The organism is Pedobacter glucosidilyticus (genome assembly GCF_002483235.1).
Lineage (GTDB): Bacteria > Bacteroidota > Bacteroidia > Sphingobacteriales > Sphingobacteriaceae > Pseudopedobacter > Pseudopedobacter glucosidilyticum_B.
Genome location: NZ_DLHN01000022.1, coordinates 78,675 through 94,545, shown reverse-complemented (window position 1 = coordinate 94,545; position 15,871 = coordinate 78,675). Strand labels below are relative to the sequence as shown.

Annotated in this window: 11 protein-coding genes; all 11 read left to right on the top strand. The window is 34.5% G+C overall.

Annotation, left to right across the window (positions count from 1 at the left end; translation table 11 throughout):
- The first annotated feature begins 1 nt into the window (after position 1).
- Positions 2-1,180, top strand: a complete 1,179-nt coding sequence (locus tag B2745_RS08410) for a THUMP domain-containing class I SAM-dependent RNA methyltransferase (RefSeq protein WP_304065311.1) — start codon at positions 2-4, stop codon at positions 1,178-1,180.
- 97 nt (positions 1,181-1,277) lie between these two features.
- On the top strand, positions 1,278-1,850 hold the full coding sequence (locus tag B2745_RS08405) for an RNA polymerase sigma-70 factor (protein WP_304065309.1): 573 nt from the start codon (positions 1,278-1,280) through the stop codon (positions 1,848-1,850).
- 63 nt (positions 1,851-1,913) lie between these two features.
- A complete protein-coding gene (locus B2745_RS08400) occupies positions 1,914-3,083 on the top strand; it encodes a FecR family protein (RefSeq protein WP_304065307.1) in 1,170 nt (389 codons plus the stop codon).
- Between the two features lie 182 nt (positions 3,084-3,265).
- Entirely contained in the window at positions 3,266-6,697 is a 3,432-nt protein-coding gene (locus B2745_RS08395; RefSeq protein ID WP_304065304.1) for a TonB-dependent receptor, read from the top strand.
- A gap of 10 nt (positions 6,698-6,707) precedes the next feature.
- The gene (locus tag B2745_RS08390) at positions 6,708-8,114 is read left to right on the top strand and encodes a RagB/SusD family nutrient uptake outer membrane protein (protein ID WP_304065303.1); all 1,407 of its coding nucleotides are present in this window, start codon (positions 6,708-6,710) and stop codon (positions 8,112-8,114) included.
- Positions 8,115-8,169: 55 nt separating this feature from the next.
- Positions 8,170-9,081: a glycerophosphodiester phosphodiesterase family protein gene (locus B2745_RS08385; protein ID WP_304065302.1), complete on the top strand. Its 912-nt coding sequence runs from the start codon at positions 8,170-8,172 to the stop codon at positions 9,079-9,081.
- A gap of 67 nt (positions 9,082-9,148) precedes the next feature.
- Positions 9,149-10,306, top strand: coding sequence for a hypothetical protein (locus B2745_RS08380; RefSeq protein ID WP_304065299.1), 1,158 nt, complete (start codon positions 9,149-9,151; stop codon positions 10,304-10,306).
- 83 nt (positions 10,307-10,389) lie between these two features.
- Positions 10,390-12,030, top strand: a complete 1,641-nt coding sequence (locus B2745_RS08375) for a glycerophosphodiester phosphodiesterase family protein (protein WP_304065296.1) — start codon at positions 10,390-10,392, stop codon at positions 12,028-12,030.
- Positions 12,031-12,039: 9 nt separating this feature from the next.
- Positions 12,040-13,317 (top strand): T9SS type A sorting domain-containing protein, encoded by a 1,278-nt coding sequence (locus tag B2745_RS08370; RefSeq protein ID WP_304065293.1) that lies wholly within the window; start codon positions 12,040-12,042, stop codon positions 13,315-13,317.
- A 271-nt stretch (positions 13,318-13,588) separates the two neighbouring features.
- Positions 13,589-15,235, top strand: a complete 1,647-nt coding sequence (gene pafA / locus B2745_RS08365; protein WP_304065291.1) for an alkaline phosphatase PafA — start codon at positions 13,589-13,591, stop codon at positions 15,233-15,235.
- Between the two features lies 1 nt (position 15,236).
- A complete protein-coding gene (locus B2745_RS08360; RefSeq protein WP_304065289.1) occupies positions 15,237-15,869 on the top strand; it encodes a thiamine phosphate synthase in 633 nt (210 codons plus the stop codon).
- Positions 15,870-15,871 lie beyond the last annotated feature (2 nt).

The following is a 15,871-nucleotide window of genomic DNA, read 5'->3' as shown; positions in this document are numbered from 1 at the left end:
TATGCATCAAGTTTTCAACACCCCATCAAAGGTTATCATAACCTGCAACAAAAGATTATCGCCTTATCTTGAATTAGAAGTGAAAAATTTAGGTTTTAAACCTGTTAGGATTTTTTCTACTGGGCTAGAGCTTAAAGTAAGTTTAAATGATTGTATCAGGCTGAATCTCAACCTCAGATGTGCTAGTCAGGTGCTTTATAGCCTTCAGGAATTTGATGCTGAGAACGGTGAAGAACTGTATCAAAAAGTTACTGCTATAGCTTGGGAGAAATTGATAGATTTTGGTGGCTATTTCTCCGTAACCTCAAATGTGGATAATTCTACCATCACCACACCTTTGTTTGCTAATTTAAAAGTTAAAGATGCCATTGCAGACAGGATTAAATCTGTACATAAAATAAGACCAAATTCTGGTCCGGATTACACTAAAACCGTAGTGCATTTATATTGGAAAAATGAAAAGGCAGAAATCTTTTTAGATACATCCGGTGAAACTTTAGCTAAACACAGTTACAGAAAAATACCGGGTAAAGCGCCTATGTTAGAAGCGCTTGCAGCCTCAACCATTTTAGCTACGCAATGGGATTTCAAATCTCCTTTTATAAACCCGATGTGCGGTTCTGGAACTTTAGCTATAGAGGCAGCCCTCATTGCAACCGGCAGAACGCCAGGATTGTTACGTATGAATTATGGTTTTATGCACATTTTAGGTTATGAAGAAGAGGTTTTCTTTACAGAGCGAAGAAGGCTAAAAGACCAAGTGATTAAAAACCAAGATTTAAAAATTATTGCTACAGATATTTCTGAAGATGCTATAGACATCAGTAAAAAGAATGCTAAAACTGCTGGTGTAGACCAATTGATTGAGTTTTATGCTTGCGATTTTGCCGATACAAGAATCCCTCAGGATGAAGCTGGGGTGATTATGTTTAACCCCGAGTATGGCGAACGTTTAGGCGTACACAGCAAGCTAGAAGCTACTTATGCCAGAATTGGCGATTTTATGAAAAAAGAGTGTAAAGGGTATACCGGATACATCTTTACGGGAAACCCTGATTTAGCTAAGAAAATAGGTTTAAGAGCATCGCGAAGGATAGAATTTTACAACGGTAAGCTAGATTGCAGGCTGTTAGAATATGAATTGTATGATGGGAGTAGGAGAGGATTAACTAAAACTTAATAGGGATTTTACAATAAAGCTGATATTTTAATATAAGTTTGATAAATGTTTGAAATCAACTTGGATTTTATATTATATTAGTTTTTTATAAACCTAAATGTCTTACGATAGTCTCAGCGATCAAGAATTAGCTTTTCTTTTAAAAGAAGGTGATGCTGTTGCATTTGAGTTTTTATACAACCGATACTGGAAAAAGCTTTATGTTGTTGCAAGTAGACGCCTAGGTGATCATGTTGAAGCTGAAGAATTGGTACAAGATGTGTTTTTAAATCTATGGCGAAAGCGTGAAGCATTTGTTTTAAAAACAGGATTCGACAATTACTTTGCAACAGCTGTAAAATTTGAAGTTATAAATAGAAGAGCCAAAAGAGCTAGGGAAGAGCTTCGAAACGCAGAAATTACAGATTTAAAAAAGAATGAGACTACTAAATTAGTTGAACTTTATGACTTAGAACAGCTTCAAAAGCAATTAGAAGAAACTATTAATACTTTACCACCTAAATGCCAACTAGTTTTTAGGATGAGTAGAGAAGAATATCTTACAAACAAAAAAATAGCAGAACAGCTATCAATTTCAGAAAAAGCGGTTGAAAAGCATAAAACCCATGCTTTAAGAGTCTTAAAAACTCGTTTTGGACACTATTTATCTATCCTTCTCATTTTATCTTAAAAAAAACAATTTATGAGGTAGGGTATTTTAATTTTTATTTGGCTAAGTACAAAAGCATAACCAATGCATAAGCCAAATAAAATTGAACGTATCGATTTGCTCGCAAAAAAGCTTCAGGAAGGCATTATAACTCCAGAAGAAAAAGAAGAGCTTGAACAATGGTATACTAGTTTTGATGACACCTATTTAGAGATTGAATCGGATGATAATGAGGATGATCTTAGAAATAGGATTTATACTAATATTGTCTCAAAAGCCCTTATTAAACCAATTCAAAAATCAATAAAATTATGGAAAATAGCATCAGCAGTAGCAGCTGTATTTTTGGTGTTTTTTGGATTATACTTCTTAAGGAGTACCAATAATTCTCAAATAGCTACCAAAGATTTATCAATAGAAATTACTCCTGGAAATAATAGAGCGACTTTAACATTAGAAGATGGTACGATAGTTACTTTAGATTCTGCTAATAATGGTGAAATAGCTCAACAAGGGAGTATAAAAATCACTAAGACCGCTTATGGAGAGCTCGTTTATTCTATATTAGAAACATCTTCAAATTTAGAAGAGAATCAATTATCCTACAACACGATATCAACACCAAGAGGTGGTCAATATCAAATCATACTTCCAGATGGAACTCATGTTTGGCTGAATGCTTCTTCTTCTTTAAGATTTCCGACATCATTTAAAGGAGCTGAGCGTAAAGTTGAACTTGTGGGTGAAGCTTATTTTGAAGTAGTGTCAAACAGGAAAACGCCATTCAAGGTTGCAAGTGATAATCAGGTTATAGAAGTTCTGGGTACTCATTTTAATGTAAACGCTTATAAAGATGAGCGAGAAACAAAAACAACGCTTCTAGAAGGTGCGGTTAAAGTTTCCTTATTATCAGAAGAAGGTAATCATCATACTATAAAAGATTATAAAGTTTTAAAACCAGGGCAACAAGCTAAATCATCAAAGAATATAAAAATATCTCAAGTTGATACAGAGGAAGCGGTAGCATGGAAAAACGGTGATTTGATGTTTAGTAGTCAAGACATAAAAAGTGTTTTAAGACAAGTGTCAAGATGGTATGATGTAGATATTGTTTATGAGGATAATGTGGATAATGTCATCATCAGTGGTTCAATATCTAAATATGCTAATATACAAGAGGTATTAGAGATTTTGCAATTAACAGGTAATATAAAGTTTAAAATATCAGGAAGGAGGATTATTGTAAAGCAATAAATACACTAAACGAAAATGACAAAGCCGGAAGTGCTGCAACACGTCCGGCCTTAAAAAAGTCAATAATTGAAAATCCAGTTTGAAACCATTAATCAATTTTTAACCAAATCAAATGTATGAAATTTTACAATTCATTTGTATGTAGACCCTCAGTCTATGTTACAAATAAATACCTATTAGGTATGAAATTAGCTTTAATAATTTTAATCACCGCTTTCTTACAAACATCGCAAGCTTCTTTTGCTCAAAAAGTGAGTCTTGATGAAAAAGGCACTTCTTTAGAGCAAGTAATAAAAAAAGTACGTAAGCAATCTGGGTATAGCTTTATTTACCAAGATAAATTACTGCAACTCTCTAAACCAGTAAATGTAGAGTTTAATGACCTTTCTATTAATGATGCACTTAAGAGAGTTTTTGAAGAACAACCTTTAACCTACATTATAAAAGATAGAACTATTATCATACAAAAAAAAGCGACTAGTATGACTATACAACAAGACCCTTTTATAAAAATAAAGGGAAAAGTTGTAGATGAAAATGGCTTACCTATAATAGGGGCTAGTATAACTCAGAAAGGAACTAAAAGTGGAACATTAACGAATGCTAGTGGTGAATTTACCTTAAGTATCACTAAAGGTTCATTTATTATGATATCCTATTTAGGTTATGCAAATAAAGAAGTTCAAATTAATGATGATAAAGTTTTAAATATCGTTTTACTACCAGATGCAACAGGGCTAAATGAGGTGGTTGTGGTTGGTTATGGTACTCAAAATAGAAAGGATGTTACTACTTCTGTTTCAAGTTTATCAGCAGATCAAATTAATAATTTCCCTGCTGCCGGTTTAGATAAAGCTTTAACGGGTAGACTAGCTGGTGTGCAAGTATTACAGCCTGCAGGTGCACCTGGTGCTGGTATATCGATTCTAGTACGTGGAACTGGGAGTATAACATCTGGAAGCGACCCATTATATGTAGTGGATGGTGTCCCTTTATCTGATAATAGCAGTAATGGTCCTGGTATTAGAATTAACCCTTTAAACTTTATCAATGTAAATGATATTGAAAGTATAGATATTTTAAAAGATGCATCTGCGGCAGCAATTTATGGTTCTAGAGGGTCTAATGGTGTAGTACTCATCACTACTAAAAAAGGCAAGAGTAGTAAAACAGCTTTTAATATAGACAGCTATTATGGTACACAATCCACAACAAGAAAAATACCTATGCTAGATGCTTATCAATATTCTAAATTAATTTACGATGCTCATAATAATACCTATTTTGATCTTTTAGCAGATAGAGGCTTAACAGGAAGTGCTACGGATGATAATGCTACAAGATTAAGTAAGTTTGGAGCTCCTGCTAATAATACTACCAATGCTTATTTATTACCGCCAGAAATTTTTCCATATCTGAATAATGAACCTGGCTTAACTAATACAGATTGGCAAGATGAAATTTTTCAGAGTGCTCCTATGCAAAGTCATACCATATCGGCATCTGGAGGATCTGAAAAGATTAAATATTATGTGTCAGGTAATTATTTAGATCAAGAAGGAATTGTAATTAACTCGGGATACAAAAAATATGGGGGTAGAATTAATTTAGATGTTACTCAAAAGAAATTCCATTTCGGTACTAATTTCACCTATAATTATGCTGTATATAATTATCAGCAAACAGAAGGAAGATTCAGTTTTGAGAATGTTGTTTCTGGTGCTCTAGCTGCCTCCCCTTATTTTCCTGTTTATAATCCGGATGGGACTTATAATTATGATGCATTTAAAAATCAATATGCTGTTGCTAATGGTATTAATCCAGTTGCGCTCGCTAATTTAAAGCCAGATAGAACCAATGAGAACAAATTCCTTACAAATGTATTTGCAGAGTATGATATTTTAAAAGATTTAAAGTTTAGAGTTTCTTTTGGTGCTGACATAAGTAATGCTAATAGAGACATTTTTCGTCGTTCTGAATTACCTAGTGCTATTGCTATAATTCCTCCATCTATACCGATTGGTGAATATCGGTCAGTTCAATCGATAAATTTACTCGCAGAAAACACGATAACGTACAATAAAACATTTGGAAATCATTCTATCAGGACGTTAGCTGGTTTTTCTGTACAAAAAGAAAGAAACGGAGCTAGTCAGATTGTTGGAACTGGATATGCAAATAATATCATACAAACACTTAATGCTGCAACTAGCGTTACCGCGTTTAGCTCAAATATTAATGAGTGGTCTTTGCTATCGTTATTGGGAAGGGTTCAGTACAGCTTCAAAAATAAGTATTTGTTATCAGCAGCTTTAAGAGCAGATGGTTCTTCCCGTTTTGGACCCAATAATAAATATGGATATTTTCCTTCTGCTTCAGCAGGATGGATTGTTAAAGAGGAAAACTTCATGCAAAACGTAAATGCCATAAGTTCATTAAAATTAAGAGCAAGTTATGGTGTTACTGGCAATTTCCAAATCGGTAACTACGGTTATTTATCAACCATTTCTCCGGCAAATTATGTGTTTGGAGCGAGTCCTACTTTATCTACAGGATTATTTCAATCTACAGCCGGTAATCCTGATTTAGGATGGGAAAAAACTACTGCTGTTAATTTAGGGCTTGATTTTGGACTATTTAAAGATGCGTTAAGAGCTACTATAGATGTTTATAACAATAATACATCAGATTTACTTTTAGATGTACCTGTACCTCAGGTTTCGGGCTTTAGTACCAATTTAGTAAATATTGGTAAAGTAAATAATAGGGGAATTGAGATTACCTTATCTAACTCTAGTAAAATCGGAAAGCTTACTTTGACCAACAACATTAATTACTCTTCTAATAGAAATAAGGTAGTAGATCTTGGTGGGGTAAACTCTATTGTAACTATAGCAGAAAGTGTTTTAAACTTCATAACAGAGGTTGGCAAGCCTGTAGGTAATTATTATACATTGGTTCAAACAGGCATTTTTAAAGACCAAGCAGATATTGATAATCCTGCTAATGCTACCGTACCCGGTGCTAAACCCGGAGATTTTAAGTTTAAGGATGTAGACGGTAACGGGGTAATAAATAGTAATGATAGAGAAATCACTGGAAACTATCTTCCAAAGTTTACTTATGGATATTCTGGGCAGTTACAATATGGCGCATTTGATTTGAATGTGGCTATCCAGGGTGTTTATGGAAACACCATAGCAAATATCAACCAAAGGCATTATAATTCTGGTGAAAGTTTTGCTAATAATACTACAGATGTTTTAAATGCTTGGAAATCTCCAGAACAGCCTGGAAATGGTACTGTTGCAAGAGCTAACCGTAGCCAAAGAGGTTTAAATAGTACTATATCAACCTATCATTTAGAGGATGGTTCTTATTTAAGAGTAAGAGATATTACATTAGGGGCGAAGCTTCCCACTAAGCATATTCAAAAAGCAGGTTTCTCTAATGTTAGACTGTATTTTACTGCTCAAAACGCATTCACTTTTACTAAATATAATGGCTATAATCCAGAAGCAAGTTTAAATAGTGGCGCATTAACGCCGGGTATTGATTATGGTTCTTACCCCATTGCTAAAGCATTCATATTAGGTTTAAATCTCAATTTTTAACGGAATAGAAATGAAAAATATATTAATCTTGATGACTGGTTGCTTGATGCTACTATCATCATGTAAAGAAGATTTTTTAACACTTACACCCCCATCTGCTTTAACTGAGGCTGATTTTTATAAAAATACAGCGGATATTAGTGCCGCAGTAAGTGCAAGTTATGCAGCATTACAAAGCTCAAACATGTATCAAGACAGGTTTATTACTTTAATGGAAACAAGAGGAGACAATATTGAGGATCAAAACCCTGGAGGTAATGCTGGAAGAGACTATAATATAGATCGTTTTCTGGCACAGTCTGATAATATTGCTATAAGTGATGCGTGGAGAGCAATTTATGCAGCCATTGCAAGGTGTAATAATGCACTGGCTAATATAAATGTTGTTACAAACCCAAGTCTTAAAGCTCAACATGAGGGAGAACTTAGATTTTTAAGAGCATTACACTATTTTAATATTGTTAGGTTATGGGGGGCCGCACCTTTAGTATTAAAGCCTATTACTGCGGCAGAGGCAAAAGTTTTGCCCAGGAGCCCGATAAATGATGTTTATGCTGCTATAGAAGATGATCTTACTGCTGCGATAAACTTACTTCCTCCTTCTTATACAGGTGTAAATGTTGGTAGAGCTTCTGCCGGAGCTGCAAAAGCTCTTTTGGGCAAAGTTTATTTAACAGAAAAAAAATATCCCCAAGCAGTTGCTATCTTAGATGATTTAGTGCCTCCCTCTACTAATCCTCATCAATACAGATTATTGCCTAATGTAGCTGATGTTTTTAGCGTGAATAATAAAATGAATGCAGAAATAATTTTTGCTGTACGCTATGCTAAAAATATACAAGGACAAGGACATGGTCTAGCGGTGTATTTTAATCAACCTGTTCTAGACCCGAAATTACTTGCTGCTTATGAAAGCACAGATACCAGGAGAGATTTACTTAATTTTCAGACCATCAACGGCAATAACAGACCTGTAAAAAAGTATTTTGACACTTTCGACCCTACAAACAGTACACTTGGAAACGATTACATAATTTTAAGATATGCTGATGTACTTTTAATGTATGCAGAAGCTTTAAACGAAGTAGCTTATAACCCATTGATTACTTCTGATGCTTTTGTTTATTTAAATGCGGTACGCAGCAGAGCTTCTGCAACTACTTACACGCCAGTATCTTTACCTAACCAGGCAGCTTTTAGAGATGCTGTTTTAAAAGAACGCCGTTTAGAGTTGCCCTTAGAATTACATCGGTGGTTTGATCTGGTAAGAACCAATACAGCCATTAATGCATTGCAAACTTCTGGCTTAACTCCGGTTACTATTCAGCCATTTCAATTTCTATATCCTGTTCCTCAAACCGAGGTTAATATTATTAATAATCCCTCAATTTTTCCTCAAAATACTGGGTATAATTAGGTTTAATTGGTTAGAGCTTGCTTTATAAAAGCAAGCTCTTTTTATACTTAAAAACATGAAGATTTTATCAAAAATATTAGTTTTTGCAGGATTACTATTATCTGGTTTATCTGTTTCTGCACAATCAAAGAATATAAATTATTTACTTAAGCAATTGCATAACCCTCAAGATAAGAAGGTGATGGTTGCTGCTCATCGTGGCGATTGGCGTAATGCTCCTGAAAATTCTTTAAGAGCTTTTGAATTGGCTATTGATATGGGAGTAGATATTATTGAGGTGGATTTAAATATTTCTAAGGATGGCCATGTTATTATTATGCATGATAATACTATTGACAGAACTACTGACGGCAAAGGAAAACCATCTGATTATACATTAGCCGAGCTTAAAAAATTTCATCTGAAAAATGGTTTAGGAAGGTTATCCAGCCACACCATCCCTACTTTAAAAGAAGTAATGTTATTAGCTAAAGATCGGGTTTTAGTAAATCTGGATAAAAGTTATCCTTACTATAATGAAGCGTATAAAATTTTAAAAGAAACAAACACCCTACAACAAGCCCTATTTAAAACAGATGCCCGTTATGATGAAGTACTTAAAAGATACGGTTCTATTTTAGACAATATTGTTTTTATGCCTGTTGTTGATTTAGATAAACCAGATGCAAAAACCATCATAGAAACCTATCAGGAAAAAATAAACCCGGTAGCTTTTGAGCTCATTTTCCATAAAGATACTTCATCGCTATTAACCAATAACCAATTCATAAAAGCTAATGGCTCTAAAATATGGATTAACGCTTTATGGGCTAGTTTAAATGGGGGGCATTATGATGATTTGGCTGTAGAAGAAGATAATACCAAAGATAGTTGGGACTGGCTTATAGCACATGGAGCTACCATTTTACAGACTGACCGACCTAAAGAAATGCTGTTATATCTTAAAAAGAAAAAATTACATAAATAGAAAATATACTATAAAGGTGGATGCTGAAAAACCTTAATAGAGTAGGCTAAGAAATAAAAATAAAATTATGAAAAGATTAATTATTACGCTTACAATTTTTTTAACACTTGGTTTATACCATATTAATGCGCAAGAATATATTGCGACTAAGTACAAAATGGCCCCACTTTTTACGGGTGGTGAATTTAACCTTTTTATGTCGGGTTCTACATCTGCTGCGGAAGCTGGTATTGCTCTTTTTTTTAATGGTCAAGAAAGATTTAAGGTGGGTGAATATGGTGTCACATCTTGGTCTCCAATGCGAGTTGATGGGAATTTGACTGTTAATGGCAATTCAAATATTACAGGTAATGCAGATTTTAAAGAACTACGTCTAGGGTCTCATATATTAACTCGCGAAAGTAATGCAGGAAAAATAGTTTACCAAGGTTGGTCAGACGCTTTGGATATTGTAGGGGCTGGTACTACAGGGGCCAATAGAAAATTAAAGTTTTGGAGCGAAGGTGGAGCAACTTTCACAGGTGATGTGTATGTAGGTACTACGCCGCCAGCATCTGTAAGAGCAAAATTAGTTGTAAATGACGATAATCCTGCTGCTATAAATGGTATTGTTGGCAGTTTCTCTCGTCAGGGGACTGGGGATGTTGGTATTAGTTTTTCGCAATTTGGTGTAAACTCTTATGGTATAGTTCATCTCTCCGGTACAGGATCTGCTACAACGGGAGGAATTGGATTTTTTAATAACAGATTTAATTCATATGCAGGTAGGTTGGATATGATGATAGATGGTGACGGTACGGTTTTAATAGGTTCCAATAAAGCAAAATTTCAAGGTGCAAGAGCAGTAGCTTCGAGAGATTCTTTTAGTTTATGGATTGAAAAAGGAGTTATCGCAGCAGATTATGCCATTGAAAACCCTGCAAGTTGGAGTGATTATGTTTTTGCTTCTGATTACAAATTGCGATCCTTAAAGGAAGTGTCTGATTTTATTCAGGCTAATAAACATCTTCCAGAAGTACCCTCAGAAAATGAAATCAAAAAAACAGGTTATACCTTACATAATATGAATACACTCTTGTTGAAAAAGATTGAAGAATTAACCTTGTATATGATAGAACAAGAAAAGAAAATAGAAGGGCTTGAGCAAGATAAAAAAGAAAATGATGGGTTAAGGGCTGAAATATCAGAGATTAACAAGAAGCTATTAAGCCTTAAAATTAATTGAATTCATCATTTAAATTAAAAATCATGAAAAGAAGTATGAAATGGGTATTCTTTAATTTTCTGTGCTATTTGTGCATGAATCTTATGTCATTTGCTCAAACACCAACAAGAGGAATTATAAAAACCGGCACAACTATTTTCAACTATTCTTCTGCAAATCCTAAGGTTGATCCATCACAAACAGAGAACGATATGTTGGTATTTGACCCTGCATTACTTTATAGAAGAGGTGCAGATTTAACTAACGGAATTGTTAGAACAGTGGTTAGCAGTTCAACACCGTCAACAATAGTAACCAGTTGTCCTTTAACTAATGTAAACTCTGGTATTTGTATTAAAATGTATAAATATAATTCCTCAGCAATAGATGGTAAAGGGAAATTTTTATATGGTGGTTTTGTAACAACAAGCTCAACAAGCTATACCATAAATCCATGGAAATTACCGAATTCAGAAGTTCCTTATTGGTTTAGTCCTTATCTAAGTACCGATATTAAAGAATTGGTAAAAAGAGCTACAGGTAATAGAACAGAAGGTGAATTTAAAGTTATTGTAGAGGTAAGTATAAAAAATTCAAATTTCATAGCCTTTAAAATACCAGGGCTTGGTGCTTTTGATTCTAGTTTAATATTTCTTACTCCGGGCAGTTATCCCAAACCTAATAATTTTGTTTCCATTGGTTGCCATAGAGGTTACTGGGAAGGAGTAAGAGATCCTGAAAATTCTTATAGTGCCATCAAAAAAGCTATAGATAATCTTTATGGTATGATAGAGCTTGATATGCAAACCACATCAGATAATAAGGTTATTGTATTTCATGATATGGGCTTAAATAAAAGAACAGATTTAACTGGCTCTGTACAATCAAAATCTTTGGCACAATTGCAAGGAAAGCTACTAAAAAATCGTTTTGATGAGATTATAGATCAACCTGCTACAGCCCCGCCTTCTATCCAAAGTCTTGATATAATTTTATCATTCATAAAAAACAACAGTACAACTATACCTATACCTTGGATTAACCTTGACAGAGCTGCTAATGATGCTACCACATTTAAGCTAGTTTATCCAATTATTAATGGTCAGCAGCTAGTAAGCCGTTCTATTTTTAAAGGTAGATATCCTATCTCCCATACCGACATTATTACAGCGTTTAATCAAATGAATATCACTAATCCTGAAACGATGAAAGCCATCTATTTTACCCCAGTGCTATTCGATGGTTTAAATGAAACCAGTACCGCCTACACTGAACAAGATGTTCAAAAATATAAAGATTATATTGATGGATGGATAAATTCTGGTTTAGCAGATGGTTTTGAACTTACCTTTAAGGCTTATCCCTTTGGTACAGTAGAATACGGTGCAGGTAATGCCAATCAAGTATGGATTCTAAGAAAATGGGCCATATTAGGAAATAAAAACTTTGTAGAGTATGTACAATCATTTGGTTATCCTGTAGGCATATTTACCTCGGTACCAGAGGTATGTGCTATTCCTGATTTTAATTCTACTACCGGTGCTAGGGTTACTACAAATTTAGTTTCTGGTTTTGTAAAAGAAAACTCAACAACCTTTGTTCCAAGAGTTACGGATATTGGAGATTTTGATTTTAGAGGCGACTGGGACTTTTATGTACCAGCAGGTGTAAATTATGTATTAACAGATAGGCCTGATGCACTAAAAGTGTATTTACAAGCTGCTGGTAAGTATAAACCATTTTAAAATAATTTTATGAAAAAGATATTTTTAAATTTCATCCTATATAGGGGGTTGAAATGGAATATAATATTGCTACTAAGTATTCTTTGTATAACTCATGCTGATGCTCAAATCTCTGAACCTCAGGTTTGGTTTAGGTTTAAACCTGCCGATGAAATCTATATTTTTACTGATGAGTTTGGTAATACTAAATATGCTCCTGGGGCTTATCTTGGGGGGGGCAGACTTGGTTTAGATAGAAGAGGTAATTATAGCACAGATCGTTTTAACAATAACAACGATGCTTTTAGCTTTTCATCTGAGGGTTATTCAGACGTTGTAACGTGGTCTAGTATATTGCCTGAACCAACTGCCAAAAAACTATTTGGATTAGGCAATATACCAGAAAACTTTACCTTATCATGCTGGGTTTATGCTGACCCTGCAGAAGTTAATATAACGAGAAAAATTTTATATGGTGGAAGAGATAATAGCGAATTTGCTTTGATGCATAAAGGCAGTAAAATCTTTTTAAGGCGTTGTGTAGAAAATAATAATAATGCTCGTTTCGATTATGAGTTCTGGTCGCCAGCTTCTTTTGATGCAGGAGCAGGTTGGTATCAGTTAATTTTGTGTATGAGCAAAGTTAACGGAGTAAAACGTACTAAATTATATGTTGGTAAACCTGGTACAGTAAAATATGATAAAACAGGACCAAGAATAGTTACAACAACCACAGATCCCTTAGCCTCAAATTTTGGTGGAGGCTACGCTTCATTTGGTATTCAAAATCTCTTTAATAGTATTACCAATTGGGGTTTTGGGGCTCGTGATATTAAAGACGACGTAAATGCCAACATTAAACCTGTACAAAAAATTGATGACTTTATGATCTGGAACTTTGCCGTAACAGATAATCAAGCTAAAGCTATTTTTGATTGCCAAAAGGTTAATGCCGCTAATAATTGTTTTGTACCGCCTACACAAATTATGCAAGCTGGTTTTGAAGAAATGTTTATTCAAGAAAATTCTTCAGATAATAAAATTATGGTAGAAGAAGCGGTTTTATATCCCAATCCAGTTACTAATCAGTTTACGGTATCACTTTTTATGCAAGAGGCTGGCCCCGTAAATTTGATGATTACTGATTTAACGGGTAGAAACATTATTAAAGAAACTATAAATGTTCAAAAGGGAAGGCAAGAAATAGTTGTAGAAAATCTTAAAGCTAAAGGATTAAAGTCAGGCTTTTATATGTTAAAAGTCATGTCAAAAACCAAAGAATACAATTTTAAATTTATTGTAGAATAGCAAAAGAAGGTTGTTTCTTACTTCGCAACCAAATGTTGGAAACAACCTTCTTTTATAATAGCATGATAATATTTTGTGCAAGTTCTAAAACATCAGTTACAATACAACTGATGGAGATTACAGTTTACAACATGACAAAAACTTTTGAAATGCTGTATTTCAGATAGAGTTAGGTATATAATTAAAATAACTTAACACCATCTTTACAACAAAGCCTCTTTCAAAATAAATTATTTATCTAATTTAGGTCGCTTATTAATTCGTTTCTTTTATGAAATTTTCCTATATATTTTCTATTCTGTTTTGTCCTATTCTTTTATTTGCACAACAAAAACCCCAACCCCCAAAAACCAGCACCCCTGCCCGCCCAAAACTGGTGGTTGGTTTGGTAGTAGATCAAATGCGTTGGGATTATCTTTATCGTTACGCATCTCGTTACGGAGAAGGAGGATTTAAAAGATTATTGAAAGAAGGTTTTTCTTGCGAGAATGCGCATATTGGATATGCAACTACACAAACTGCTTGTGGCCATGCTAGTATTTACACAGGCTCTGTACCCGCCATTAACGGTATAACAGCTAACAATTGGATAGAACAAAATAGTGGTTACGATATGTATTGTACAGAAGATACCACGGTAAATACGGTAGGTAGTACATCAGATGCTGGTAAAATGTCACCTAAAAATCTGTTAAGTTCTACCATTGGCGATGAATTAAAACTAGCTACCAATTTCAGATCTAAAGTTATTGGCATCGCTTTAAAGGATAGAGGGGGAATACTTCCGGCCGGTCATAGTGCCAACGCAGCTTACTGGTTTGATGATTTAACGGGCTCTTGGATAAGTTCTACCTATTATATGCAAGATTTACCAACATGGGTAAAAACTTTTAACAACCAAAAATTGGTAGATAAATATTTAACACAAGATTGGAATACCCTTTACCCAATCAACACTTATGTGCAAAGTAGTGCAGATGACAATAAGTATGAAGGAAAATTTAAAGGCGAAGCAAAACCAGTTTTCCCCCATAAAATACCTCAAATAAAAGGGTCTGATTTTAACACCATCAGAAATACACCTTTTGCCAATACCTTAACTTTAGATTTTGCAAAAGCTACCATAAAAGAAGAAAAGCTTGGCGCTGATGATATTACGGATTTATTAGCCGTAAGCTTATCCAGTACAGATTATATTGGTCATCAGTTTGGTCCAAACTCGATAGAGATAGAAGATACTTATTTAAGGTTGGATAAAGACTTAGAAGTATTTTTAACCTATTTGGATAATACCGTAGGCAAGGGAAATTATACTTTTTTCTTAAGTGCTGATCATGGCGCAGCGCATAACCCTAATTTTTTAATTGATAACAAGATTAACGCTGGCTATTTCAACACCAGAACCATCTCTAAACAATTAAACGAGCTTTTATTTAATAAATACCAAGCTAAAGGTTTAATAAGAGCTATTACCAATTATCAGGTAAATTTCAACTATCAGGCTATTGAAGCTAGCAAAATTGATATAGATGACTTAAAAAAAGACTGTATCCATTTTCTTAAAAAGCAAGAAGGAGTATCTTTTGTGGTTGATTTAGCCAATGTGAACGAAGGTGCAGTACCTGCTAAGTTGAGAGAGAAAATCATCAACGCTTATCATATAAAAAGAAGTGGCGAGTTACAAATTGTATTAGACCCGGCATGGTTTCAAGGTTATGGCATAACCGGAACATCACATGGAGTTTGGAATCCTTACGATACGCATATCCCGATGGTATTTATGGGATGGGGAATTAAGCAAGGCATCAGCAACAGAACGGTTTCTATGAGTGATATTGCGCCTACTATTTCTGCCCTATTACGTATACAAGAACCTAATGGTAATATTGGCGATGTAGTTACCGAAGCTTTAAAATAACATGAAGAAATTTGTTGATACCTTACATTACCTCACACAAGACTTACCTCACATCAGTCATGTGGCGCAGGTAGAAATGGCCTGCTCGCAAGGGGCTAAATGGGTGCAATACCGTTGCTTATCTAAATCTGATGAGGACATGCTAGCAGAAATCCATCAAATAGCAAGTATTTGTGATGATTGGGGCACAACTTTAATTGTTACCAACCATATACACTTAGTGCATCAGGCAGATATACAAGGTGTTCATATTGAAGATATGGATGCAGATATTTCTTTGGTAAGAGCACAAATTGGTGATGATAAAACCTTAGGCGCATCTGCCAATGATTTAGCAACTATCCTTAAACATATCCAAAACGGAGCAGATTATATTGGCTGTGGTCCTTTTGCACATACCGACACAAAGCCTAATACTTGTGAACATTGGGGTTTAAAGGGTTATGCAGATGCTGTAAGTGCTTTAAAAAAATCAAGAATTGATTTTCCTCTGATTGCAGCAGGTGGTGTTGGTTTAAATGATGTAGCAGATTTACTAAAAACTGGCATTAAAGGTGTAGCAGTATCAGCAGCAGTTAACAAAGCCGAACATCCGGCGGAAGCCTTTAAGCAATTTTACAACCTCTTACATTAATT